This window comes from Micromonospora sp. C81 (assembly GCF_018070425.1).
In the GTDB taxonomy this organism is placed as follows: Bacteria; Actinomycetota; Actinomycetes; order Mycobacteriales; family Micromonosporaceae; genus Micromonospora; species Micromonospora zamorensis.
In genome coordinates this window covers 12698-37827 of record NZ_JAGPXS010000010.1, presented here as the reverse complement: position 1 = coordinate 37827, position 25130 = coordinate 12698, and the positions used below count along the sequence as shown (strand labels likewise).

25 protein-coding genes and 1 tRNA gene are annotated in these 25130 nt (G+C 67.8%); 15 read left to right on the top strand and 11 right to left on the bottom strand.

What is annotated here, in order from left to right:
* Positions 1-48 precede the first annotated feature (48 nt).
* Positions 49-1107 (bottom strand): ROK family transcriptional regulator, encoded by a 1059-nt coding sequence (locus tag KBX46_RS17885; RefSeq protein ID WP_210793325.1) that lies wholly within the window; start codon positions 1105-1107, stop codon positions 49-51.
* Positions 1108-1261: 154 nt separating this feature from the next.
* Here KBX46_RS17885 and KBX46_RS17880 point away from each other — a divergent pair, with 154 nt between their 5' ends.
* From KBX46_RS17880 to KBX46_RS17855, 6 genes are all read left to right on the top strand, one after another.
* The gene (locus KBX46_RS17880) at positions 1262-2578 is read left to right on the top strand and encodes an ABC transporter substrate-binding protein (RefSeq protein ID WP_099851651.1); all 1317 of its coding nucleotides are present in this window, start codon (positions 1262-1264) and stop codon (positions 2576-2578) included.
* Positions 2571-3512: a carbohydrate ABC transporter permease gene (locus KBX46_RS17875; RefSeq protein ID WP_210793324.1), complete on the top strand. Its 942-nt coding sequence runs from the start codon at positions 2571-2573 to the stop codon at positions 3510-3512. The genes KBX46_RS17880 and KBX46_RS17875 overlap by 8 nt, the downstream gene beginning before the upstream one ends.
* Positions 3509-4315 carry a carbohydrate ABC transporter permease gene (locus KBX46_RS17870; protein ID WP_210793323.1) on the top strand — a complete coding sequence of 269 codons (807 nt, stop codon included), beginning with the start codon at positions 3509-3511 and terminating at the stop codon, positions 4313-4315. The genes KBX46_RS17875 and KBX46_RS17870 overlap by 4 nt, the downstream gene beginning before the upstream one ends.
* A 10-nt stretch (positions 4316-4325) precedes the next feature.
* Positions 4326-5588 carry a Gfo/Idh/MocA family protein gene (locus KBX46_RS17865; RefSeq protein WP_210793322.1) on the top strand — a complete coding sequence of 421 codons (1263 nt, stop codon included), beginning with the start codon at positions 4326-4328 and terminating at the stop codon, positions 5586-5588.
* Positions 5589-5896: 308 nt separating this feature from the next.
* Positions 5897-6118, top strand: coding sequence for a hypothetical protein (locus KBX46_RS17860; protein ID WP_247667740.1), 222 nt, complete (start codon positions 5897-5899; stop codon positions 6116-6118).
* A 480-nt stretch (positions 6119-6598) separates the two neighbouring features.
* A complete protein-coding gene (locus KBX46_RS17855; RefSeq protein WP_210793321.1) occupies positions 6599-7036 on the top strand; it encodes a hypothetical protein in 438 nt (145 codons plus the stop codon).
* 198 nt (positions 7037-7234) lie between these two features.
* Here the strand turns inward: KBX46_RS17855 and KBX46_RS17850 are convergent, their stop codons facing one another.
* The 3 genes from KBX46_RS17850 to KBX46_RS17840 form a co-directional block, all read right to left on the bottom strand.
* Complete coding sequence (locus KBX46_RS17850; RefSeq protein ID WP_210793320.1) at positions 7235-7657, bottom strand: DUF4279 domain-containing protein; 423 nt, start codon at positions 7655-7657, stop codon at positions 7235-7237.
* A 256-nt stretch (positions 7658-7913) separates the two neighbouring features.
* The gene (locus tag KBX46_RS17845; protein ID WP_210793319.1) at positions 7914-8594 is read right to left on the bottom strand and encodes a hypothetical protein; all 681 of its coding nucleotides are present in this window, start codon (positions 8592-8594) and stop codon (positions 7914-7916) included.
* Positions 8595-8649: 55 nt separating this feature from the next.
* Positions 8650-9618 (bottom strand): hypothetical protein, encoded by a 969-nt coding sequence (locus tag KBX46_RS17840; RefSeq protein WP_210793318.1) that lies wholly within the window; start codon positions 9616-9618, stop codon positions 8650-8652.
* 89 nt (positions 9619-9707) lie between these two features.
* On the opposite strand from KBX46_RS17840, the gene KBX46_RS17835 reads away from it, so the two are divergent.
* The 4 genes from KBX46_RS17835 to KBX46_RS17820 all read left to right on the top strand — a co-directional run bounded on the left by KBX46_RS17835 (position 9708) and on the right by KBX46_RS17820 (position 12848).
* Positions 9708-10388 carry a hypothetical protein gene (locus KBX46_RS17835; RefSeq protein ID WP_210793317.1) on the top strand — a complete coding sequence of 227 codons (681 nt, stop codon included), beginning with the start codon at positions 9708-9710 and terminating at the stop codon, positions 10386-10388.
* A 601-nt stretch (positions 10389-10989) separates the two neighbouring features.
* A complete protein-coding gene (locus tag KBX46_RS17830) occupies positions 10990-11847 on the top strand; it encodes an META domain-containing protein (protein WP_210793316.1) in 858 nt (285 codons plus the stop codon).
* Positions 11848-11977: 130 nt separating this feature from the next.
* A complete protein-coding gene (locus KBX46_RS17825; protein WP_210793315.1) occupies positions 11978-12388 on the top strand; it encodes a hypothetical protein in 411 nt (136 codons plus the stop codon).
* A 112-nt stretch (positions 12389-12500) separates the two neighbouring features.
* Positions 12501-12848, top strand: coding sequence for a hypothetical protein (locus KBX46_RS17820; protein ID WP_210793314.1), 348 nt, complete (start codon positions 12501-12503; stop codon positions 12846-12848).
* A gap of 90 nt (positions 12849-12938) precedes the next feature.
* On the opposite strand, the gene KBX46_RS17815 is transcribed toward KBX46_RS17820, so the two are convergent.
* Complete coding sequence (locus tag KBX46_RS17815; protein ID WP_210793313.1) at positions 12939-13976, bottom strand: PQQ-binding-like beta-propeller repeat protein; 1038 nt, start codon at positions 13974-13976, stop codon at positions 12939-12941.
* Positions 13977-16387: 2411 nt separating this feature from the next.
* On the opposite strand from KBX46_RS17815, the gene KBX46_RS17810 reads away from it, so the two are divergent.
* Both KBX46_RS17810 and KBX46_RS17805 read left to right on the top strand, forming a co-directional pair.
* On the top strand, positions 16388-17485 hold the full coding sequence (locus KBX46_RS17810; protein WP_210793312.1) for a hypothetical protein: 1098 nt from the start codon (positions 16388-16390) through the stop codon (positions 17483-17485).
* A 204-nt stretch (positions 17486-17689) separates the two neighbouring features.
* Complete coding sequence (locus KBX46_RS17805; protein ID WP_210793311.1) at positions 17690-17935, top strand: glyoxalase superfamily protein; 246 nt, start codon at positions 17690-17692, stop codon at positions 17933-17935.
* 575 nt (positions 17936-18510) lie between these two features.
* Here KBX46_RS17805 and KBX46_RS17800 read toward each other — a convergent pair.
* Together KBX46_RS17800 and KBX46_RS17795 are read right to left on the bottom strand one after the other, a co-directional pair.
* Positions 18511-18582: transfer RNA gene (locus KBX46_RS17800), tRNA-Val, on the bottom strand.
* Between the two features lie 50 nt (positions 18583-18632).
* Complete coding sequence (locus KBX46_RS17795; RefSeq protein ID WP_247667739.1) at positions 18633-19250, bottom strand: TIGR02611 family protein; 618 nt, start codon at positions 19248-19250, stop codon at positions 18633-18635.
* Positions 19251-19523: 273 nt separating this feature from the next.
* On the opposite strand from KBX46_RS17795, the gene KBX46_RS17790 reads away from it, so the two are divergent.
* Entirely contained in the window at positions 19524-19955 is a 432-nt protein-coding gene (locus tag KBX46_RS17790) for an SsgA family sporulation/cell division regulator (protein ID WP_007457244.1), read from the top strand.
* Positions 19956-20073: 118 nt separating this feature from the next.
* On the opposite strand, the gene KBX46_RS17785 is transcribed toward KBX46_RS17790, so the two are convergent.
* Positions 20074-20850, bottom strand: a complete 777-nt coding sequence (locus KBX46_RS17785) for a glucose 1-dehydrogenase (RefSeq protein WP_210793309.1) — start codon at positions 20848-20850, stop codon at positions 20074-20076.
* 204 nt (positions 20851-21054) lie between these two features.
* Between KBX46_RS17785 and KBX46_RS17780 the strand changes: the two genes are divergently transcribed.
* Together KBX46_RS17780 and KBX46_RS17775 are read left to right on the top strand one after the other, a co-directional pair.
* Positions 21055-22035, top strand: coding sequence for an AraC family transcriptional regulator (locus KBX46_RS17780; RefSeq protein ID WP_210793308.1), 981 nt, complete (start codon positions 21055-21057; stop codon positions 22033-22035).
* A 7-nt stretch (positions 22036-22042) separates the two neighbouring features.
* The gene (locus KBX46_RS17775; RefSeq protein WP_030333674.1) at positions 22043-22498 is read left to right on the top strand and encodes an Rrf2 family transcriptional regulator; all 456 of its coding nucleotides are present in this window, start codon (positions 22043-22045) and stop codon (positions 22496-22498) included.
* A gap of 21 nt (positions 22499-22519) precedes the next feature.
* Here KBX46_RS17775 and KBX46_RS17770 read toward each other — a convergent pair whose 3' ends face one another.
* Genes KBX46_RS17770 through KBX46_RS17760 form a run of 3 tightly spaced genes read right to left on the bottom strand, consistent with a single transcriptional unit; the run spans position 22520 to position 25130 of the window.
* Positions 22520-23485 (bottom strand): acetylxylan esterase, encoded by a 966-nt coding sequence (locus KBX46_RS17770; RefSeq protein WP_210793307.1) that lies wholly within the window; start codon positions 23483-23485, stop codon positions 22520-22522.
* A complete protein-coding gene (locus KBX46_RS17765) occupies positions 23476-24186 on the bottom strand; it encodes an N-acetylmannosamine-6-phosphate 2-epimerase (protein ID WP_210793306.1) in 711 nt (236 codons plus the stop codon). The genes KBX46_RS17770 and KBX46_RS17765 overlap by 10 nt, the downstream gene beginning before the upstream one ends.
* Complete coding sequence (locus tag KBX46_RS17760; protein ID WP_210793305.1) at positions 24183-25130, bottom strand: ROK family protein; 948 nt, start codon at positions 25128-25130, stop codon at positions 24183-24185. The genes KBX46_RS17765 and KBX46_RS17760 overlap by 4 nt, the downstream gene beginning before the upstream one ends.

The window sequence follows — 25130 nt, the reverse complement described above, 5'->3', positions numbered from 1 at the left end:
AAACGAAAGAAAAGTTCTTTCGGAATATGCCGGTGAGCCCTACCGCTGTCAAGAGCCATCGGTGAAGAGCTCTGCGCGGACCGCGTCCCGGGCGGTCTCGACCGCGCCGATGGCCACCGCGTCGTCTCCCAGCGCGGAGATCGCCAGAACTGGCAACTCGTACAGAATCTCGGCGAGGTGGCGCCGTACCGGCTTCATCACCGTCTCACCCGCGCGCGCGATGCCGCCGCCGACCACGACCAACTGCGGGTCCATGGCGAGAACCATGGCGCCCACTCCTTCGGCGAGTGCCCGCGCGTAGTCGTCGACGGCCTCGACAGCGCGCTTGTCCCCCCGCCTGGCCTGCGCGAAGACCCACTCGCGGGAGTTCATGCCGGGAGCGACCCCCGCGTCGGAGAGCAGCTTGCGAGGTGCCACCTCCCAGCCCAGGCCCGGGTGCCGGCCGATCTCGCCGGCAGCCCCCCGGCCGCCGCCGAACGGCCTGCCGTCCACCAGCACGCCGACGCCGAGGCGGTGCCCGGCATGCACGTACAGGACGTGGTCGACCCCCTGCGCGGCACCGACCCGGTGCTCGGCCAGGACCGCGAGGTTGGCGTCCTTGACGGCGCTCACCGGGCAGTCCAGACGGGCGGTGAGCTCCTTGGCCAACGCCGTGCCGGTCCAGTCCGGAATGGCCACGCTCAGCCGCACGACACCGTCGGCGATGATGCCCGGGGAGCCGGCACAGGCCGCCCACAACCGCGGCGCGTCGGCCGGCATCGTCCGTCGCAGCAGGTTGACAGCGGCGTCGATGCGCTCGGCCGGGTCCAGGTCCGGGTGGATGGCGGCCCGAGCGGCCGCCACCTGCGCGCCGGCGAGGTCGGCGATCCGCACCGACACCGCGTGCGCCCCGATGTCGAGGCCGGCCACGATGCCCGCGTCCGCGGCGAAGCGGTACCGCTGGGCGGGTCGCCCTCCGGTCGGGGCGTTGTCGAAGCCGTCCAGGACCAGGAGTCGAGAGTCCACCAGCGAGGTCAGGATGCCCTGCACGGTGGGGCGGGACAGCCCGGTCTCGCGGGCGACACCGCTGATGGTCAGCGACGGCCCCTCGTAGAGAAGCCGCAGCACACGACGCGTGTTCAGGTGCCGTAAGGCGCTCTGGCCCCCGCCTGGAAGAGCATCACCTACGGTCATTCGCTGCCCCTTGACGTGCGTTCGTAGACGGCTCACTATAGCGAACGCAAGTTTCCTTCGAAACTACTTCCTGCCCAGGGAGACCCCCATGAAGTCCATGCCATCGGTGAAGAGTGCGCTCAGCGCGGCCGCCGTGCTTCTCGCGCTCGGAGCGTGCGCACCCGGCAGCTCATCCAGCGATGAACCGGCCGCCGACGCGAACGCGGCCGTCCAGACCGGCGTTCCGTCCGGACAGGTGGAACTCAACCTGATCGCCACCCCCGAGTCGGGTGCCGCCATGAAGGACATCATCCCGGCATTCCAGGCCAAGCACCCCAACGTCAAGATCAACTACGTCGACACCACGTACGATGACTACAACAAGTCGCTCAACCTCGCGCTGTCCAGCGACACCTCGCCCGACATCGTGCTGCTCAACGCGGTGGGCACCACGGTCAAGGACCAGCTGATCCTCAACCTTCAGCCCTATGCCAAGGCGTACGGCTGGGAGTCGGCGTACCCGGCCGGACAGCTCAACCAGTGGCGGATCGCCAAGGACGGCACCACCCTCGGTTCGGGCGACCTGTACGCGGCACCCGCGTCCTTCTCCCAGGTCGGGCTCTACTACAACAAGGCCAAGTTGAAGAAGCTCGGCATCGCCGCGGCTCCGGCCTCACTGGAGGACCTCGAGGCCGCCCTGGCCAAGGCCAAGGCCGGCGGTGAGACCCCGCTGCAACTCGGCAACAAGGAGGGTCACGCCTCCTTCCCGATCCAGCTCATCGGTCAGTCCACGGACGGCCCGGCCGCGTACGCCAAGTGGGTCTTCGGAGAGGGCGGGTCCACCTTCGACACCGCCGGGAACGCCAAGGGCGCCCAGAGCATCACCGACTGGGGTACGAAGGGCTACTACTCCAAGGACGCCAACGGCATCGACCTCCAAGGCGCGGTGGACAAGTTCACCAAGGGCGACGGCGTCTTCTTCGTGGACGGTTCCTGGGACTCGAAGAAGATCGGCGACGCGCTGCGCGGCGACGCGGGCTTCGTGCCCTTCCCCGGCCCCAAGGCCACCGCCATCGGCACGTCGGTCGCGTACGGGATCTCGCGGAAGTCGAAGAACGCGCAGGCCGCCGCCGCCTTCCTGGACTTCCTGCGCGGCCCGGAGGCCGCCAAGGCCTCGTTCGCGCAGGGCTTCCTGCCCTCCGACACCTCGACGGTGACCGCCGAGCCCGGCACCATCTCCGCCGACCTGATCGCCGCGTGGAACAAGGTCAACGCCGATGACGGGCTCATCGGGTTCAACAACAACGCCACCGCGACCATGAACGACACGCTGGTCGCCGAGACCCAGAAGCTGATCGCGGGCAAGGTCGACGCCGCCACGTTCATCCGAGCCGTCCAGTCCGACTGGGCCAAGACGCATGGCTGACAGCCTCGCGAATCGCGCGACCGTCCGGGACCGTACCGTCGTCGCATCCGCGACGCCGGTGCGGGCCCGGCGCTCGCGGGCACGACACGTACCGCTGCTCTACACCGCACCGGCGCTGCTCTTCTACGCGGCCTTCGTGATCGCGCCATGGCTACACAGCCTGTGGATCTCGTTCTGGGACTGGAACGGGATCGGCGTCGCCACCTGGGCCGGGCTCGACAACTACCGGGAGATCCTCGCCGACCCGGCGCTGCGGCTCTCCCTGGTCCACGCCTTCGGGCTGATCCTCTTCTACTCGGTCATCCCGATCTGTTTCGGCCTGGTGCTGGCGTCGCTGGTCGCGAACGTGCCCTGGAAGGGCATGCCGTTCGTCCGTACCGTGATATTCCTGCCGCAGATCCTTCCACTGGTAGCGGTCGGCAGCGTGTGGAAGCTGTTCTTCGACGATGACGGACCGTTCAACGCGCTGCTGCGCGCGGTCGGCCTGTCCGACGTCACCCGGGCCTGGCTGGGTGACTTCACCTGGGCCTACCCGGCGGTCGGAGTCGTCGGGACCTGGGTCTCGACCGGGCTCTGTTTCCTGCTGCTGTACTCCGGAATCGGCAAGATCGATCCGGCCCTGTACGAAGCCGCCCGGCTCGACGGCGCCGGCGCGATTCACGAGTTCTGGCACGTCACCGTGCCGGGTCTGCGCCGGGAGATGTCGGTGGCGGCGACCGTCACCGTGATCGCCGCCCTGGCCAGCTTCGACGTCGTCTACGTGATGACCGGCGGCGGCCCCGGCGAGTCGACCATGGTGCCCGGTGTCGCCATCTACCGGCTGACCTTCACCGCAGGGCAGGTCGGCACCGCCTGTGCGCTCGCCGTCGTCCTGTCCCTGTTGACCTGCGCGGTCATGTTCGCCCTGAACCGCCTCACCCGGGAGAAGCCATGATCCGGTCGCTGACCCGGTTGTCGCTGCTGGCTGCTACAGCCTCGGTGCTCGTTCCCTTCTACGCGATCCTCGCCGCGTCGCTGCAACCACAGGACAATCTCAGCCCGGGCCTCGCGTGGCCGTCGGATCCGCAGTGGCACAACTACGTCGACGCCTGGTCGTCCGGCGGGTTCGCGGACCTCATGCGGTCCAGTCTGATCATTGCGCTCGGCGTCGTACCCCTCGCATTGGTGCTCGCGACGCTCGCCGGATACGGGCTGGCGATGATGCGGCTCGCCGTCCGGGGGCCGATCTTCGCGTTGCTCATGCTGGGTCTGGCCCTGCCGTACGAGTCGATCGTCATCCCGCTCTACTACGACCTCAAGTCGATCGGTCTCCTCAACACCTACTGGGCGGTCATCCTGCCGCTCATCGGGGCGTTCATGCCGTTCGGGGTGTTCTGGATGCGCAGTCACTTCGAGTCGCTGCCCCCGGAGCTCATTGAGGCCGCCGAGATGGACGGCGCGTCCAGCAGGCAGATCCTGCGCCGGGTCCTGCTGCCCACCGCCCGGCCGGCGCTCACCACTCTCGGCCTTCTCTACTTCATGTGGGCGTGGAACCAGTTCCTGCTCGCGCTGATCCTCATCCAGGACCCGGCGATGCGCACGGCGCCGTCCGGGCTCGGCAAGTTCATCCAGGCCTACGGCCGCAACATCCCGCTGCTCAGCGCCGGAACGATCATCGTCATCGTGCCCGTGGTCATCCTCTACCTCTTCTTCCAGCGCCACTTCGTCAAAGGCATCCTTTCCGGCGCCATCAAATAGGAGACACCTGATGTCCATCACTCTGGCAATCGTCGGTGCCGGAGCGCGAGGCGCTGCCTACGCGCGGCTCGCCGTCGCCACCTCCAAAGCCACCATCGCAGCTGTCGCCGATCCCGACCCCGCCCGCCGCAGCACACTGGCCGATGAATTCGACGTACCCGCGGAGCGCCGGTTCGCCTCGTGGGAAGACCTCGCCGCACAGCCCCGGCTCGCCGACGCAGTGATCGTCGCGACCCCCGATCGCGCGCACGTCGAGCCGGTGGTGGCCTTCGCCGAACGCGGCTACGCGATCCTGCTGGAGAAGCCGATGGCGCCGCTGCCCGAGCAGGCGGAACGCATCGTCACCGCAGCCGTCGACAACGACGTCCTCCTCGCCGTCTGTCACGTACTCCGGTACACGCCCTACTCCCGGACGCTCAAGCGACTCGTCGACTCCGGGCGGATCGGTGCAATCGTCAGCATCGACCACCTGGAACCGGTCGGCTGGTGGCACCACGCCCACAGCTACGTGCGCGGCAACTGGGCGGTGGAGGCCGAGTCGTCCTCGATGCTGCTGGCCAAGTCGTGCCACGACATCGACTGGCTCGGCCATCTCATCGGCCGACCCGTCCGCCGGGTCTCCTCCTTCGGCGGCCTCGCCCACTTCCGGCCGGAGAACCGACCGGCCGGAGCGGCCGGGCGCTGCGTCGACTGCCCGGTCGAACGGTCGTGTGCCTACTCCGCGATCCGGATCTACGAGCGTTTCCTCGGCGACCCCGTCCACGAGGCATGGCCGTTGGGCGTCCTCACGGACGATGTCAGCGCCGACGGCGTCCGCAAGGCCCTGGAGGACGGCCCGTACGGCGTTTGCGTCTACACAGGACGCAACGACGTCGTCGATCACCAGGTGGTCAACCTCGAATATGAGGGAGGCGTCACCGTCGCCTTCACGATGACGGCGTTCACCGCGCTCGACTTCCGCAAGACCCGGATCTTCGGCACGCTCGGCAGCATCGAGGGCGACGGCCGTAGCCTGCACGTCCACGAGTTCCTCACCGACACCGTCGAGACCATCGACCTGGATCCCGACGGCGACGCCTCGGCCGCCGACGGGCACGGTGGCGCCGACGCGGCACTCATCGAGGCGTTCATCGCGGCAGTCGCCACCGGAGACCGCTCACTGGTCACCTCCGGGCCCGAGGAGAGCATCTCCTCGCACCGGGTCGTGTGGGCGGCGGAGCGGTCCCGGGCCACCGGCAGCGTCATCGAGCTCAGCCCCGCCACGCCGAGGTAGGCGAACGGGCGCACTGCCAAACCTGGTGGGCGATGCGGGAATCGAACCAGCGAACCACGGTATGGACTCGCGTCAGGCCCATGGGATCGGGCCTGACGCGAGGTCGCACCGTGGAACCGCGTACCTCAATAGCGTCGGCGGTGGGCAGGCGCGCCACGGCCATGCGGCAGATCCGGCTGTTCGGTCGCGTGGGATTTCGCGCTACCCAATGGACCTGTGCAACAAAGTACCTGAACTGCTTTGCCCAAGGACATCGCGCAGGGCACAACCCGGCGGACGACCCAGCCGACGCGCTCTACGCGGCGAGAATGATGATTCCGCTCCAACGCTCCGGAGCGAATCTGGGCGACGAAATGCTCAACTGGGCCGGCGGTCGGGCCTACGAGGCCGGGGTGACCCGATTGCGCCTCGACGCCTGGACGACGAACACCCGGCTGCACGCCTACTACCAGGGACAAGGCTTCCGACACGTCCACACCGTCGAAACTAGGATCTCCGGCACCTGCTTCGAACGGCCCGCGCAGCCGTAGACAGACGGACGGCTCAAGACCGAATCGGCCTGACACACTCACGCCGACAGCGGCCCCGACACACCAACGCAGGCGGACAGCGGCACTACGGCCGCCATCGACCGCAGTACGGGTCGGGTGACGATGAACGCCTTCCCCCAGACCGCGCAGCCGAACCTATTCAGCGACGACGAAGAACCCAGAACATGACGTCGATCGTCCGCGTCGGCGTCCTCATTGGGCAGCCCCCTACCTACCTGTCCACGGACGTTGCCACACGACGGGTCAATGACTGACAGCTGCTGATCATGACCATCGCCGCTGCTCCCCATCTGCTAGACGGACTGTTCCCTGACCTGCGACGACCTGGTCAGCGCGCTGGTCACGGTTGCTCCTGGGCTCACGTCGTTGATGGCTGGTTGCCGACGTTTCACAGTGCCTTGTGCCCCGTGTGTGCCCCGGCTGCCGCCGGTGGATCCACGGCCGGTCTAGCATCCCGACGTGGACTTGGACCCTGATGACAGCCACTTGAGTACCGAGGACCTGGAGTCCGTCCGGGCCGCCAGCTCGGCGCTCCATCAGCAAGGGTGGCGCAAGGAATTCACGATCGAGGAGATGATCGGCAAATGGGCGTGGCTCGTCGCCCAGGTTGAGCGGGGCTACTCCGACCTCGTTTATGAGTACACAAATGATCTCTACTGCAGAGACTGGCTAGCTAAGGTGTGGCCCCACGTGACTCACCCCGTTCGGTCATGCTGGCACTCGATGCTGCAACCGCTGGACGAGCGTTTCCGAGCCGCCACGATTGAGGATGGCGGCCTCGCAGTAGGCCGCTACCACCAGATCACTCCCGGAATGGGCTGGTGGTGGCATCGGCGGCCCAAGAAGCTCGTCGGCGATCTGGCCGACGCTCTGGGCAAGGCTGAAGAGACTCCTTGACCCCCAGGCAGCCAACACGAATCGTTGACCTGCTGTTCCACCGGCGCTGAGCGGCCGGATGAATCCTCCGGTGTCCATGCTCGTCCGTCGGCGCCAACAGTCCACCGACGTCCGTGGTCGTCCGTGACTGCATGCCTTGGTTGTCACTCATTTCGTCACTCACCACCGGGTGGGTGTTCGCGTCACAGGCGTGCATGGTCAGCCGTCGCCCTCATCACCCTCGTCGTCCCCGTAGACGTCCAGCCATAGACCACCCGGCAACTTGAGCAACCGATGGAGAAGGTCACGGTCAAGCTCCACGGCATGTTCTGCAGCGTGGGAGCCGAGGAAACAAAACCAATTCGCCCAGTAGCCCCCATCGATGAGCTGCCATAGCCGGTCCGTCACCGGCTCCAAAATGTCGAGCAAGCTCCCCAACTGCTCGGCAAGCTCGACGTCGCTCTCGGGCCTCTCCGCACTGCTGAGCAACCAGCCGCACTCCTCATGCCGAGTCGCACTTCGGGAGCCGACCGGTGTGCCCGCCTCGAACACGTCGCTCGGTTGAATGCCCAGGAGTTGCGTCACATGCGCAGCGGTACGCTCCCCGCCACCATGAAGGCGGAACGTCGCCATGGTCCTCATACATCTCAGTGTGCTCGGTCGTGGCCCGGCTACCGTGCCCCAACGTCGTCGGCCGACGCCGACCCCTTGACCCCCAGGCAACCAACACGGGTCGCTGGCCTGCCGTTCCACCGGTCTTGACCTGCTGAAACCGTCCATGAAAGTCCCTGCTCGCCCGCTGACGTCCGTCCCGATCGTCACCCGGCTAGTCACCCAGCCGTTTCACTCCCACAGGTCGGCACTCTCGTTGCCGGATGGGTCCGTCTCCCCCAGAGACTCATGCAGCCCCCCGATCTCGCGGCCCGTCGGGTTGCACTCCGCGTCCGTCTCGATCCGCTAAACCGCTTGCCACCTGATCGGCAATATTGAACGTGGTACGGCACTCGGGACAGGTGAAACGGCCGAACAACTTTGTGAGGGAGGTAGCCACGAATTCACGACCCGCCTGCACGGCCTCGGCATGCAAGCGTTCGGCCAACTCCGAGGAGAGGCCCGGTTCGATGGTGGATTCCCCAGGCTCCAGGCAGAGGAGTAGTTCGCTCTCGCACGCTGGGCATTCCAGTTCGGCCTCACCGCCGTTGATATGACTCAGTTCTGAGCTCCAGACTTTCTCACCGTCCAAACCGAGAACTGCCCGTTGTGGACCCACGAAGGTGAAGTCGTGAAAGGCCTCGTCCGCCAGACCATCACAGGCGAGCGCCCGTAAGGTGGCGATCTCCTGGGCGTACAACGTGCGGCTCGCGGCGTCGGCCGCCCGTGCGACCACCCCCGCGAGTGCCAGGACCTCGACCCGTTCGCGCCGGGAGAATGTCGAGCAGGTCCGGGCCAGCCAGGGCAGGACGGCAGGCTCTGGGAGATCCCAAGTGCCATCAGGCGACGGTCCATTCCAGATTCGTTTCCACGCTGGAGAATTCGAATTCGCCGCCGCAGCGTCCAGTGTCTCTTGATCAACCTTCACCGCGACGAAGCCTCCCACAGACGCAGATCGCCGCCGCCATCTGCAGGAGCTTGGGTTACAAAATGCGGGTCAGCCCGTGCATCGCGGCGAACTGCGTGTCCGGACGCGGTGCGGGCAGCCGCAGAAGGTCATCGGCGTCGCGGTCGCGCTGTTGGCTGCCCAGCACGATCCCGGCGCGTTCGAGTGTCGGGTGACCAACGAAGGGAACGAGCGCGTCGACTGGCAGATGCGGCGCTGCCACCAGGAGTTCCCGCAACTGTGGTGCCGCGGCGAGGCCCTGGAGGGCTGCCGGATGGCGGAGATGACGCATCCCGAGGCATTCGGCGCGCGTCAGCATGATGCTGGAGCTGAAGTCCGGAAGCCGGTCGACGGTGAGCGTTTCCAGCCACAGCCACTGCAATGCCGGCAGGTGTGTCACCGGGGTGAGGTCGTTGAGCTTTCGAACCTGGCGCAGTGCCAGGTAGCGGAGTGTGGGGAGATGGGTGAGCCATTCGCTGTTTGTCAACGAGCCGAGGGTCAGCGCCAGGGCCTGAAGGTGTGGCAGGGCGATGACGGGCAGGACGTGGTCGACGGGAAGCCGCCACAGCGACAGGTCCCGCAGACCCGGGTTGGCGTGCAGCAGTTCGGGAAGCCCACGCCGGTGCTCGGCGACCCTCAGCCGGCGAAGCCGACGAAATTGGGCAACAGGAGCGAGGTCGAGAGGCTTCCGGGTCTCGCCGATGTCAAGGAACTCCACCTCAGCGCTCAACTGATCCAACGGGGCCAGATCGGTCAGGTGCCACAGGCCCGCGACGCTGAACCGGCGAACATGTGGAAACCAGCGCAGGAACCGCAGCGTCGCCAAGTCGTCATCGAACCCGTAGACCCGAAGCGGAACCATCGGATGATCCCCCAGGAGCGCGGCCACCGACCGATACTCCGCCTCGGCGAGCGGCTCCTGGAACTGGACAACACCCGCATCCCCCAGCCGGGCGCGGAGCTGCGCAACATCGACCGGACTCCGCACCTCCACGACACTGCCCATCCCCAACATGATCCTCCACCGCCCACCGCCCACCGGCAGCCGGATCATGCAGGTGATCTGCGCCGCCGCGGTGCCAGTAGGGTCAGCCGGTGACCGCGTACGACATCGCCGCCAGATTGCCGACCATCGGACGGCTGCGGCAACGCTGTAAAGCGTTGGCCGTGCTGGAACGCATCATCGATGGTGGAGCACCGTACTACGCCTACACCTCAGCATGGGGTCCGGACGAGGCGGCGCTGATGAGCAACGGAAGTGGTGACGAGTGGGCGGTCGTGTTCACCGCCGACGGAGCGTTCATCCGGGTCTTTGACCATGAGTCGACCATCTCGCCCTACGGTGGCCCGGACCATGAGTTGTGGCCGGGTCTGCTTGACGGCATCCCCGCCGCGCTACGCCCGCAGGTGGGTGAACCCGCCTTCTGCGATGAGAACGGGCAGTTCATCGCGACCGCAGTGCTGTGGCGACTATCCGATGACGACCGTTGGCACGCTGGCGACGGCATCAGCTTTCCACCACTGCGCGGGCCGTACGACGACACCGGGCCGGACGGTTCCGGCATGCTCAAAATCATGCTCGACGACATCGTCGATCACTACATGGAGTTCGCCAGCGACTACTACGAGATTGAGCTGAACCGCGCCGCAGTCGAGCACATCGTCGCTCACCTGCCGCTCACCGACACCGTGATACAAGCCCTGAACCCGCAACTCACCCTCGCTGACCTGAGCAAGGACATCGCCGCGATCAGCTACCCGGCCCCCGCGCCGTAGCGGTAGGCGGAGCAAGCCGCTCGCCCCGCAAGCGCCAGGCTCAGCACGGCCATGGGCAGACGCTGTTCGACATGATCGTCGAGATCATCCAGGCCACGGCCCAGACGGCAGCGAGTCCAACGAAGGCAACATCCTCGAGTTGCTCTGAACCGTTCGGCCGGATGTGCCGAACCCTGACCTGTTGCCGCCAGACCCTGGCAGGATCCGCTCACTGGCTTCAGGCCTCCGTCGGCGGCTACTACATCTACTAGCAAATCGCGGCTACTAGATCAGTACATCCCTCACCGTCTGGATGAACTGTCGGGCCGGTGGCCGCCGAGCGCTCAGACGGCGAACCCCAGCGCCGTCGCCCAGCACCTCCGCGCAATCTGCGGGTTGACAGCTCGCTCGCCCCTTCTTTCCGGGGGCGGCCAGTGCGGTGGGTCGCGGTCCGACAAGATCGTGGGCGCATCCAACGCTCCTACCAGCCGTTGACAGAAGAAGAGCATCTGTCGCTAGCCGAGTGCGCCCGGTCCCGGCCCGACGGTGCCTGGATGAGCTGGGAGACCAAGGGATGAGATGCCGCAAGGCGCATCAGGGCCACCTGGCGACGATGGTGGTGATGGGTGTGCTGTTCAGCGGATGCGCGAGGCAGGGCCACCCGGAGGCAGCAGACCCAAGAACGCCGGTCACGGACACCACGAGGGCTGTGGTGCCCTTAGCGCCGGAGATGCTGATCGGCTCCTGGACGCTCGTTGACGTTGCTGACCCCGGCGCGGGCAAGATCCTGCGCCTCGCAGACAGTGACCTGCACTTGATCGGCAGCCGCTGCGGCACCCTGGGCGGATCATGGCGGGCCAACGATGAAGGTGTCTTCCTCGCCGACATCTGGTCGGCTTCCACGGCCGTCGTCGAAGGCACGCCTGGCTGCGCCAAGGCTAGTCAAGAGACACCCGGGTGGCTGCGGAGCGTGACCGCCTACCAGTTCGACGGCGCGGGTATGCCAGTACTTCTCGACGGACGTGGGCAAGTGGTCGTCCAGCTGATCCCCGGCGCGACACCGACTCCCGAACCCGACAAGGCCGAATCCGTGCTGGAACCGCCGGTGGTCACCGACGAGGCTCGACGGGCCCTGGCGCCAGCCGTCGAACTACCGGCGACGCTCGTACCCGCAGACCAGCACCAGCCGATGGGCCGTTGGACGCCCAAGAGCGGACACAAGGGGGCCTACCTGGAGTTCACCACAGACGGTGAGTGGCACGCATCCGACGGCTGCAACGACCAGACCGGCCGATGGGTTACCTCTGCCGGCGGCACCCTGCTCGCCACCGCAAGACCAACCACGCTGGCGTTCTGCGCCGACAACGTACCGATCGACCAATGGCTCACAACGGCCAGACGAGCCGGTCTCGACGGCAATGTTCTCGTGCTTCTCAACGCCCACGGCCACGAGACAGGCCGGCTCTCCCCCACGAACTGAACGCCGTCAAGTAACAGCTTCTGACTCATCGACTTCGGCATCGACACCCGGGAGAACGCCGACGAGGACGGTGACAACCGACCGTCTTCTCGGATGCCGCGCCATACCAAGGCATACCAGGGTGTTGGGTATGAGCTCCGCCGGCGATGGTCCCTATCTGACGTTAAGGATCAGCAACGGCCTGCTCCTCGTGCGGGATGGTGTCGGCACTTGGCTAATCCATGGCGCTGCCGACGAGTTGGTCTACCCGGCCGCCGACCGGCCGGTGTGGCTGTTGCCACTGCTGGAGCACACCCCGAGCGACGTCAGTGCGGAGTTGGCTGACGTGTCGCTAGCCGACACGCCGCTTCCCGCCCTCGTGCGGTTCGCGCTCACCGCATGGGGAAAGCACTGGCCGACACTGGCACTCGATTGGTTGGACGCCGGCTGGCCGACCCGGGATCTGCGCGACGTACTGGCCGACATGAAGGACTCGCGCGAACTCTCCCAGCCGCTTCGCTACCGAGCACTTCGCCTCTGGAGCACCTCGGCACCTGCCTGACGGCCTGACAAGCCCGAATCCCGGAGCCGCCTCGACCATCGCCGGACCTACACCGCACTGCACGCACAATCCCTCGATGACGTTCGACTTCGGTGCGGCATGATGGGCGTTCATGGGCAACACCGATCCGTACGTGACCATCACGGAACCGACCTTCGTGGCACGGATCCTTCTCAATCCCCACACGGACACCGACGAGCCTCTAGCCAACGTGGATGCCTTCGTCGATCTTCCTGACGGCTCCAGTTGGGCCCTGACGATCTTCACCGTCGACGAGGTCCGCCGCCTGCTTGGGAGTTGGAAGAAGACCGGCGAAGTCGCGAACGGCAGTTACTTCTGGGCCGTTGACCAGCTGATCGTGCCGGAACCGGGCGTGTCGGCCATGACCAGAGCGATCCGAGAACTGGTTCGCAGCGGGGAGATAGAAAGCGTCGGTGTCCGATGCGGGGATCCGGACTGATGCCGCCCTGGGCGCACCCACGAGGGGTGATGGTTCGGAGGGTGCCAGGCACGGGTGGCGGCAAATCCGGATGCCGATCGGGAGCTGTGCTCACGTCAGCGTGGTCGAGATGTCGATCGTGGTGAGGTGGCCTTTGCCGATGGCGTGTACCAGGGATCGACCGTCGGCAAGTAGCCGATCGATGCGTGCCGGCAGTCGCACGCAACCGAAGGTTTCCCCGGCCCGGTTCACCATGATGAGTTGGTTACCGGCGCGGGCGAAGAGTGCACCTCCGCAGACGGGGACACCCTCACTGGTAGCACCCGGCGGGAGGTGCGTCACCTCGGTACGGGCACTGCGGTCGAGATCGATGATCGTGACCCCGGCGTCTTCAGCCAGCCACAGCGTCCGACCGGTGAGGAGCAGGGGCAGCGATGGCAGGTCACGGTCGTGCCGCCACAGGATCTCCATGCCGCCACTGGCCGGATGCAGGGCCATGACGGTGCGCCTACCGCTGAGAAAGACGATACGGCCGTCTTCGCTGGCGCTGAAGGCGATGCCGGAATCGGGAAAGTGCACCGGCGCTGGCAGCGACCACTCACCCCTCGCAACGCCGGTCCGAGCGTCCAACAGCAACAGTGCCGCCTGTTTGGCAGTCGCGATGAGGACCGCGTCGGCCGTGCAGCCCGGCATCGGGTCCAGTCGTACGGTCAGCGGCCAGGCCAAGCTGCTGTCCGACGCCGGTCCCGGGAACTGGCCCGGAAGAAGCTCGCCGTTGGTCAGATCCACCCGTATCAGCGGACGGTAGCCGCGCCACCCGCCCAGAAAAACGATGGATCCACTCACACTGATGTAGTGGCGCAGGCGCAGCTTCGGTGTCGACCACGTCCGCTGCCCGCTGTGCACGTCGAAGCAATGCAGGACACCAGCCTGACTCAGATAAAGACAGCGGTCCCCCGCGACGACGGTAGTGCCCCAGCAGTCCTCAACCTCCTGCTCCCATAACGGCGCCCCGCTCTGCGGGTCCAGTCGAACAAGACGCGAGTGCCGCTCCGCTACAACAAGGACACCGGACGCCGCCGCCAACGCCGCCGCGCTCGAACGCAGGTGCAGAAGCCGCGACCACAGCACCTTCAGCCGTTGATCCACGAGCCCAGTGTCGCGCACGATCCCGAGGATCTAGCTCCAGCGGCACGCCGTTATCGCCAGCGCCTGGCGAGCAGATCGTCGATGGGACCCCGCTCATCGGCAAGGCCTGGTGTTCGCTGCACGGACTGCTCCTGACGAACTGTGACACCCGATCGGCGGCAAACAGTGAACTTGAATGTCCTGCCTGCACCCGGGTCCGTGATTGCTGAAGACTTTTTGCGCCGAACTGCGTTAGAACCAGGTCCACGGTCGTACAAGTCGCCACAGGCGCCCACGCCAGCGCGCACGCCGAGGATGCAAGAAGACCTCAATGTCCTCCAGAGCGTTGCCGGCAGTCCCCCTGACGTGAGGCCTGGCGCGTACGTGGCGGAGTGCGGGTACTACCCGATCTTCGTCGAGTTGACCGTAGACCCTCGCGAGGTGCCCGAGGCAAGTGGCTGCAAGTGCCTGCACCTGGTGGTCATGGTGATCGAGCAGAGTCAGGTAGAGCTCCTGCGACGCCTTCCAGTCGCCGTCGCCGTACAACGCGCATCCGACCATTGCATCCGTAGCCCCGACGATGTCGTTGCGGTCGAGAGCCCTCCGCACATCGGCGGGCGTTGCCGACGGAGGGTTGTGAAAGGTGTGGTGCTCGTGGCTCATGGCCAACATCTTTGATCATCGCGGCCGCCGCGAACATCCGCTTATCGACAGATCCGTGCACCTCGAACTCATGGGACGAGCGGCGTCGGCCGGTCGTCTAGCTCACGGCGCCAAACCCGTGTCCAGCGTTCCTCGGCTGGGGAGGCACGCCAACGTGCGGCGGGGCCGTCCGGATGGACGCCACAGGTCGGGCATGCGAGGCCCGGGCGCCTTTCGATGCCGCATGCCAGGCAGTGCCTGTCGACGCTGATTCCGGCATCGTGGCGATCGAGGACCGCTTGGACGACCGTGGCGAGAGGTCCCGTCGGGTGGTGCTCAGGGTCGGGACAGTAGGCGATCCGGGACCAGCCCCACGAGTTCCAAGGTGGCGGCGTCCGTGGGAGTCGTCTGCTAGTGGCCTTCTCTCGACGCCGCAGAGCGGCGTACTCCTGCGCACGCTGAACGACCACGTCGCGCGTCCGCTGCAGTTCGTCAGCGGCACGCACGAGCGCGTCGAGATCGTCGGTGAGACTGCGTGGGATACCGGGCGGCGACGACCAGGTGGTGCCAGGTGGCGCGGAATCCGTACGGGGCACAGTGCAGAGCGCACTCCCGCAATGCGTAGAGCCTGCGCTGCGGCGAGAGCGTGCTGTCGCGGACGCGGCGCGCCTGCGCAGGGAAACTGGTCACGGAGCAATGATGGCGCTCTCTGTGGGACGGCACGACCACGTTTCGGTGCCCGGACGAACCACAACGCAGGACGAGACGGCTCTCACCGTGAACACACGCGCATCGGCAAGTGCGGACACCGTTCTGCTGCCGCCACAGGGCACCAACGCTGACGCCTTCGGGCGCGCCGAAGAGGTCACCGCAGAGGATGCGCTGGTCACGGCGCCGCGAGTGAGATCGGTGTCTCAGCTAATGGAACCAGCTGATGGTCCGGCACGGTGGGAGTGCGCGACCGGACATCGATGTACAGCAGACCTGTCACTGTGACGATCAGCGACCCGCAACCGGGGACACGAGCAATGCTAGAAGCAGCGAGCCCTGACCACTTAGGTCTCCACTGGAAGGTCACGGCGCACCGCTCGCCTATATCACCGCAGGTCAGAGCCCTCGTCTATGCCCTGCGTCGGTGAGCACTTCGGACGCGGTGACCACTTTGCCAACCTGCACCCAATCTGCTCCCAGGTGCAAGGCCCGGCCAACCAAGGGCTCCTTACCGCCTTGACCTGCGCACACTCCCCAGCCAGGCAACATAGAGAGTTGTCGACCGCTGTGCAAAACCGCAGAGCATTCCGCGGTGAGACAGGACGCCACACCCACTCTGACCTGCGAGAACGTGGAGCCGCAGGCAGGGGTGGGTGCAATTGAACGCCGTTCGATGCCATTGGGCGCACTTCAAAGCTGTTCAGGGCACCCCGCTGCTCCCAGCCTGCTCCCCCTAGACCGGGCTCGCGCCGGACCGCCGACCACTCCTGAGCTGCCGGCCCAGTGCTGCGGTTGGCGCTAGCGCTGGCTCCCGCAGCCGCATCGGTCGATCGGGGCAGCATGCCCACGATCACCGCGCCTTTCAGCGGCAGATCAGTGAACGTGATCTTGGTGCTTCGTAAGGCAAAGGATTCGGTGGTCAACCGAAACCGAATCCTGGTTAGCCACGCCAGGTGGACGGGGTCGTCTATCAGATACTGGTTGCATGCCCCCTCTGTCTTGCCTTGGCCGGAGTACGGGTGAAATGGTGAATCGACCCCGGACCCTCAGTCATTCCTGCGGTGTGGTTGGGAGAACCCATGTCCCGTCTGATCGGACGGCTAGTTTGCGCGCTGCTCATTGCGTTTCCGCTGCTGACGGCGGCGCCGGCGTGGGCGTCCGGGCCGAGGAGGCCGACAGCGGTCAACATCCACCCGGCGGGATGGATGTCGAGTTCTGCGTCGGACATCAACAGCCACGGTGAAGTGATCGTCACCGCGACGAACACGGTCAACGGAGAGATCCAACCGCCGCTCGGATTCCTCTGGCAGGCCGGGAAACACACGGTGCTGCGTCCGCTGCCCGGCGGCAACGGCAGCCTTCCGCGGGACGTCAACGAGCGCGGCGAGGTCGTCGGATTCTGTCAGTCCGCGGTCCACGCGGCACGCCCGTGCCTGTGGCGGCAGGGCCGGCCGCGGGACTTGGGCACGCTCGACGAACGAGGTACGGGCACCGCGTTGGCGGTGAACGACAAGGGCGAAGTCGTCGGTGACAATCAGACGTTCATCCGTGGTGGCCTGACCCGCGCCTTCCTTTGGCGGCGCGGCGTCCTGACCGATCTGGGAGGCGTCGGCGACCGCAGCGCCACCGGCATCAACAACCACAGCCAGGTGATCGGCGTGCACTACTCGTCCAACGGACAACGGGCGTTCCTGTGGCAGCGGGGCACTCTGACCGACCTGGGAACCCTCGGCGGCAACGAGACGGTGCCAGCCGACATCAACGAACGCGGGCAGATCGTTGGGACGAGCACCACGGCGGACGGCGTCCAGCACGCATTCCTCTGGCAGCGTGGCCGGATGATCGACCTTGGCACGCCGTCCGGCATCAGCGGGGCACTCGCGATCAACGACCATGGTCAGGTCGTCGGGTGGAGCAACTCGGCGGATGGGGCGGCCCGGGTCTTCCATTGGTACCAGGGTGTCCGCACCGAGTTTCCCGGGTATGACGCCCGCATCAACGAACGAGGCTGGATCGCTGGCACCACCGCAGGCGACCCACGACGAGCCTTCCTGTTGCGCAACCGCCGGATGGTCACCGGCGATCCGGCGGCCGCCGTGATGGCACTCAACAATCGGGGAATGCTGGCCGGGTGGACGAACACACCGGGCGGCAACCACGCGACCGTGTGGAAGTGATGACGGGGGCGACCGACAGGCGCCAGCACGCGCTGGTCTGCTGCAAGGGTGCCTGAACGGCGGTCAGCCGCCCTGGGGCGAGCGCGTACCCGCCGACGTCTCGGCGAGCGCATCCTCACACCCTCGCAGCGCGCACTGCCGGCGGCTAGTGTGCGCGCATCTTCGCCCCACGGGGAACGGTTTTCGGTCTGCAAGGATGCCTGCATGGACGAAAAGATCACGCCCATCCTGCACACTGCGGACGCTGAAGCCTCGGCGACCTGGTACGCGCGGCTCGGCTTCGCCAAGCAGTGGGAGCACCGCTTTGAGCCCAGCTTTCCGCTGTTCGTATGCGTCTCACGCGAGCCGATGCAGCTCTACCTGTCGGAGCACCGAGACGATGCCCGACCCGACACACTTCTGTACCTCCATGTCGGTGATGTTGAGGCGGTGGCCGCTTCCACGATCTGACTCAGGCCTCGCCATGCCTCCGAACCAATCCGGCACCCAGATCGCCGATCGCTGCCTTGCCAACCCTGGGGCCACCGGCATCTACCGAGTCACCATCATCGATGGCGAGGCATGCGACAGACGCTGGGCGACAATGGACGCTTGACGCCTTGCCGGGGACAGACGCCGGCCTGCTACTGGCGGCATCGCCTTGGTCGTCGCGCACACGCTAACCCGGCGCACTTTCGTCGACATCGGCGCGGCACCCGGCGAAGGTGGAATTCGTCGCTCGCTGGGCCGCCGCCCCCTGACTATGGCGGCACTGGCCATCTTCACGGCGCCCAGCGGGGCGGCCAGGGCACCGCAGATTGTCTGACTGTGGGGCAGGCTTTTGTCGGAGCCTCATGATGCTGCCGGAGCTTGCATCTGGACGGATGCGGTCGAACGATCGGGGCATCGGACTGCCCGGTCGCCGCCCGCGGGACTGCCCAACTAGAGCCGCTGCTCCCAATCTGCTCCCAATGTAAGCGGCACATACGGCGAAGCTCGTTACCGACTACTTCGGTAACGAGCTTCTGACCTGCACAAACAGAGGGTGGGCGATGCTGGTATCGAACCAGCGACCTCTTCGGTGTGAACGAAGCGCTCTCCCACTGAGCTAATCGCCCTCAGCGCCACTGACTCTACCCGATCGTGGAACCGGACCGGAAATCCGGGGTCAGTGCGTCGCGAGGTAGTGCATCGCCTCGGCCACCACGTCGATGCCGAGGCTGTACTTGAGGGACAGCCAGACCACGGCGCCCACGAAGACGAGGCCGACGGAGCCGAGCACGATTCGCACCGCCAGTGATTGTCGGGTCACCCACTGTGTCCATCCGTGGACATGTCGGCGGGTGAAGCCGAGCAGCCGGCGCGCCCAGTGGTATTCGACGGCCCAGATGCCCAGCCCGGCGATCACCAGCAGCCAGCCTGGACCGGGCAGGGGAATGAGAGCGATGCCGATGGTCACCACGAGCGCCCCGGCGATCGCGATGAAGATCTTGAGCGCGATCCGGCCGGTGGGGTTGGCCCGGATGAGATCGAGCGTCACCGTGATCCGCTCCCGCCAGCGGGGGCGGCGTGGCGGGTCCTGCACGGCGGTGCTGCCACCGCCGGGGCCGACAGCTGACCGGTCCGCACCTCGGCCGCTCGGATGATCGGCACCGGAGGCCGGCCGACCGGCCCGTTCGGGCTGCTCCATCGGCACTGCGTACCCCCGCTTTTCGGCTGCTCGGACCGCGACGTTCGGCGGGCCGGGCGCCGCCGACGGATCCATAGAGGATCTCTTCGTCACCATTTCACCCCCCAGTGTCGCTCGGGCCCGTCACTGCAACGGCCGACTGGACGTTACCGGAGTAAGTCGACGACTGAACCACCCGATGCCGGGCGGGATCACGCACTGGGCAGAACCGGAAATTCTACGCGAATCCTCGTATTCACGCGGCCTTTCCGTCCCCCTTCCCACCACTGGGTGAAGTCAGCGTATGGCGGAGCGTAGCCAGGAGTAGCACCTGAGTATGGGAAAAGCGGGACACGCGCGTTCCGCAGCGGTGCCGGGGGGAGAACGTCCATGAGTGTCATCCGACCGACGACCGTAGAGGTCGAGACGTCGCTAAGGCTCGTCGCACCTGACGCCACCGCCTTGCCGGTGCGTGCCAGTCTGCGTTACGACCCTGCTGACCCGTATGCGGTCCATGTCCTGTTCCACGCCGAATCTGCCGGCGGCGAGGCGGTGAGCTGGTCCTTTGCCCGCGAACTGCTGGTCACCGGCCTGGACGAGCCAGCCGGCATCGGGGATGTGCGGGTCTGGCCCTGGGCCACACCGCGCGGTGACTTCGTCGCGCTGGCCCTCTCGTCACCGGACGGCAACGCCCTCTTCGAGGTGCCGCGCAGCGTCCTGGTGCGTTTCCTTCGACGGACGTACGTCGTCGTCCCGCGCGGCCGTGAGGCCGAGCACCTGGACGTCGACACGGCGGTGAACCGGCTGCTCGCCGGTCGCTGAGCACCGCCCGAACGGGCAACACCGGCCACACCGGGGCCGCGCGGATCTGCCGAGTCCGCGCGGCCCCGGCACACACCCGAAGGTGTACGCGGGCAGCCCGACCCGGGTCAGCCGGTGCTCAGCCGTGCGTGGTGATGCCGCCGTCGACGGGGATGACGGCGCCGGTGAGGTACCCGCCGGCGCGCGACGACAGGTAGATGGCGGTGCCGGCCATGTCCTCGGGGCGGCCGATGCGGCCCAGCGGCACCTGCTGCTCGATGGCGGCCCGGCTCTCCGGGTCGTCGAGTGCGAACGCCATCATCTTGCTCTCGAACGGGCCGGGCGCGATTGCGTTGACGGTGATCTGCTCGCTGGCCAGTTGGTGGGCCAGGCTGCGGGTGAGCATGTGCACTGCGGCCTTCGTGGCCGAGTACGCGTACACCTCCATCCACGGCACCCGGATGCCGTCGATCGACCCGATGTTGATCACGCGGGCCGGGTCGTCGGCGCTGGCGGCGGCGCGTAGCGCCGGCAGCAGCGCGGTGGTGAGCCGGAAGACGGCCTTGACGTTGACCGCCCAGAGCTTGTCGAACGCCGCCTCCGGGTAGCCCTCCAGCGGCGCGCCCCAGGTGGCGCCGGCGTTGTTGACCAGCACGTCGAGGCGACCGAAGCGCTCGCGTACGGCGGCGGCCAGCGCCTCGGCGCCGCTGTCGTCGCCCAGGTCGGCGGGGATGGCCTCGCAGCGGCCCTCGGCGGAGAGTTCCTTGGCGACCGCCTCACAGACGTCCGCCTTGCGGGACGAGATGATCACATGGGCGCCGGCCCGGACGAACCCCTGGGCGATCATCAGACCGATCCCCCGCGAACCACCGGTGACCAGGACCGTCTTGCCTTCGACCGAGAACAGCTGCGTCATGCCCATCCCATCGCGAGTCGGCGGAGGCCGCCGGCCGGGTAGGCGGCCGGCGGTGCGCCGGGCGGACCGCGGACCGGACGGCGCTACCGCCGGGTAACGTAGCCCGGCCACGACGATCGCGACAAGCCCGCATCGACGCGCCAACTTCGCTGCGCGCGTCGATCGGGATGCGGTGACCTGCGGTTCGGGCTACCGTCGCAGGCGATGGTCTCCACCGGTCCCTCCCCCGCGCCACCGATCGGAACGGCGTCACCCGTCCCCGACGAGATAGCCACGTTCGCGTTGGCCGACCTCTCCCCTGACCCGCGCTGGCGTCGGCCCGTGATCGTCGAGCGGGAGCTGCTGATCCTCACCACGCGTGGGCACGGCGACGCCGAACCCGACTTCCACCCGTTGCCCTGTCGGCCCGGCACACTGCTGCGGGTCCGCGCCGGCCAGGTGCTTCGCTGCTCCGGTCCGCAGTTCGACGCGACAGTGGTCGCCTGGGACCCGGAGGCGCTGCGCGGCTTCGACGTCGACCTGGACACACCGGTGACCTGGCGGCAGTTGGCCGGCGAGGACGAGGACGCGGTGATCACCGAGGTGAGCCAACTGGTGGTGGACTGCCAGCGGCACCCCGACACCGTCGCCGCCCGCGCGCTGCTCCGCCACCAACTGGCCGTACTGCTGCTGCGGCTGGCCCTGGGCAGTGCCGACCGGTCGACGCCCCGCCCCGAGGACGAGACGTTCCACCGGTTCTGTCGGGAGGTGGAGCACAGCTACGCGCACACCCGCCGGGTGGAGGATTACGCGGCCGAGCTCCGCTGCTCGGTGCGGACCCTGACCCGGGCCTGCCTGGCCGTCACCGGTCGCAGCGCCAAGCAGGTCATCGACGAGCGCGTCGCGTTGCAGGCCGGCCGACTCCTCGCCGCGACCGACCAGCCGATCGCCCAGATCGGCCGGCACCTCGGCTTCTCCGAGCCCACGAACTTCGGTCGCTTCTTCACCCGGGAGGTCGGCGTCAGCCCCGGTGCGTTCCGGGCCGCGCGCGACCAACCGGCCGCCCGGGTGATCCGGCCCCGGCCGCCGACCGAGCCGACGGGCGCCGACGGCGGCGGTTTCCGCGCGGGCGGATCCGCCAACGGTTCTCACACCACGCGACCCGGGTCGCCCACCACACCGGCCAACGGCACCGGGCGGGCATGATGACACTGTGCAGATCTCCGCGCGCGGCGACTACGCGGTACGGGCAGCGCTGAGCCTCGCCACCGCGTACCCCTCGCTGCTGTCCACCCAGGCCATCGCCGCAGAGCAGGACATGCCTCGCAAGTTCCTGGAGGCGGTCCTGGCGGATCTGCGCCGGGCCGGAATCGTGCGCGCCCAGCGCGGCGCCGAGGGCGGCTACACGCTGGCCCGACCGCCGCGCGAGGTGACCGTCGGCGCGGTGCTGCGGGCCGTCGAGGGCCCGCTCGCCGGCGTACGCGGGCTGCGCCCCGAGGAGACCCGGTACGAGGGTTCGGCGGAAAACCTGCCCGGCCTGTGGGTGGCGGTGCGCGCCGCCGTGCGGCGGGTCGTCGACGAGGTGAGCCTCGCCGAGATCGTCAGCGGTCGGCTGCCCGCCCACGTCCGCAAGCTCACCGCGTTGCCCGACGCCTGGGAGCCGCGCTGACGCCAGGCGTCGGCCCTGTCCTCAGCGGCCGAAGAGCTTGTGCAGCCAGGCGAGCTGTTCGAGCTGGTGGTGCGCCTCGCCACCTTCGTGGTCGTTGAACTCGTACACGCGCACCTCCTTGTCACCGCCGTAGCGGTGGTAGGCGGCGAAGCAGGTCGAGGGCGGGCAGATCTGGTCCATCATCGCGATGGAGAACAGCGCGGGCGCTGTCGCGCCGGGTGCGAGCACGGCGGCGTCGACGTACGACAACGTACGGAAAACCTGGCTGCTCTGACCCCGGTGAAGCGCGAGATATTCGGCGACCTCGCCGTAGGGACCCTGACCGGCGACCTGGACGGCGCGCGGGAAGTCACACAGGAAGGGCACGTCGGGCATGGCGGCCGCCACCTCCGGGAACAGCGCGGCCACCGCCAGCGTGAGGCCACCGCCCTGGCTGATGCCCGTGACGACGACCCGGTCGGGGTCGACGGCGGGATGCTCCCGGGCAGCCTGGGCGAACCGGACCGCGTCGGTGATCAGCCTGCGGTAGTAGAAGTCCTCCGGGCTGGTGACCCCCCGGGTGAGGAAACCGGGAACGGTGCCCGCCGGATAGCGGTGCGGGTCGGCGGTGTCGCCGGGCGCGGCACTCCAGCCCTGACCCCTGGTGTCCATGATGAGGTGCGCGAAGCCCGCCGAGGCCCAGAACAGTTTCTCGTGCGGCAGGCCACGACCACGGCCGTACCCGAGATACTCGACCACGCAGGGCAACGGCCCGGTGGCATTCGTCGGCAGGTGCAGCCAGCCGTGCACCGGCTCGCCGCCGTAGCCGGCGACGGTGACCGACCAGGTGCGGATCTGGGTGAGACCGGTGTCGACGGGCTCGTACGTCGCCTCCACCGGTTCGTCGACGCGAAGTGTCCGCTCCCAGAAGGCGTCCAGGTCCTCCGGAACAGCCAGATCGGGTCGGTACGCCCAGCATTCGGCGAGAGTGAGATCGCTCAAAGCCACAGCTTGGCCTCCGTGACAGCAGGGTTGGCGTTCGCCATCGCCGACGCGAACCAGCCGGTGATGGTGCTGGGGTGGGTGATCGCGGTGCCCACCACCACCGCCCACGCCCCGGCCCGCAGCGCCTGCGCCGCCTGGGCCGGGGTGTGGATCCGACCCTCCGCGATCACCGGCACGTCGATCGCGGTGGCGAGCTGAGCAACCAGGTCCAGGTCGGGGCCGGGCTGCTTGCTGGTGTACGCGGTGTAGCCGGAAAGGGTGGTGCCGACCAGATCGGCGCCCGCCGCCGCGGCGGCGATGCCCTCGCCGAGGGTGGAGCAGTCGGCCATCACCAGAGCCCCGGTCAGTTCGTGGACGGCGGCGATGGTGTCAGCGAGGGTTCGGCCGTCCGGCCGGGGCCGTGCGGTGCCGTCAAGCGCGACGACGTGCGCGCCCGCCCGTGCCACGGCCAGCGCGTGCTCCAGCGTGGGGGTGATGAATACGTCGTCGTCCCCGTCCTTCCACAGCCCGATGAGCGGGAGGTCGACGGCCTCCCGGATGGCCGCGATGTCCGCCACACCCTGGGCGCGGATGCCGGCGGCACCGCCCTTGGCGGCGGCGAGGGCGACCCGGCGCATCGTGTCCGGGGTGCGCATCGGCTCACCGGGGTACGCCTGGCAGGAGACGACGAGGCGGTGGCGGAGATGCGCGATCAGCTTGTTCATTCGGTGCCCTCCCAGGCGAGTGACGCGGCGCCGAGCAGTGGGGCGTCCGATCCGAGGGTCGAGGCCAGCACGGGCACGTCGACCAGGCTGGGCAACGTCTCCCGCCGCACACCGTCCCGAAGTGCCTGCCACCAGAGGTCACCGAGGCCGGCGACCCCGCCGCCGATGACGACGGCAGCGGGATCGAGCATGTTGACCAGTCCGCCGACAGCCGAGCCCACGGCAGCCCCGCCCAGCAGGACCACCTCCCGGGCCGTCGCGTCGCCGTCGGCTGCGCGCGCGGCCACCGACCGCAGGTCGTCGACCGGTTGGCCGGTACGCCGCGCGTACTCCTGGGCGAGGCCGGGCCCGGACGCGATCGCCTCCAGGTGTCCCTGCCCGCCGCAGGTGCAGGGCAACTGCCCGGCGTACGGCGACGGCTGGTGGCCGGCGTGCCCGGCCGCGGAGTGGGCGCCGGCCAGCACGGTGCCGTCGACGACGAACGAGGCACCGATGCCGGTGCCGACCGCGAGAAAGAGCGTCGTCTGGTGGCCGGCGGCCACCCCGTGGCGCGTCTCGCCGAGGGCGTGCGCGTGCACGTCGTTGATCACCGCGACGGGCAGGTCCAGCAGCTCGCGCAGTCGTCGTCGCAGATCCGTGCCGGCCCAACCGGCCAGGGCGTCGGTGGCCGAGAGCACCAGGCCCGTCCGGTGGTCGATCACTCCGGCACTACCGACTCCGACGGCACGGACGCGTGTCCCCGTCGCCCTCGCCCGCAACCGATCGACGAGATCGGCCGCGGTGTCGAGGATGGCGGTCGCCCCGGCCCGACCAGGGGTGGGGGCTGTGGCCCGGTGGACGACCTCGCCCTGCCTCGTGACGAGGGCGGCAGCCGTCTTGGTGCCCCCGATGTCGAGCGCGGCTACCGCCTCGTCGACGACCGGGGGCTTGCGCACCTTGGACAT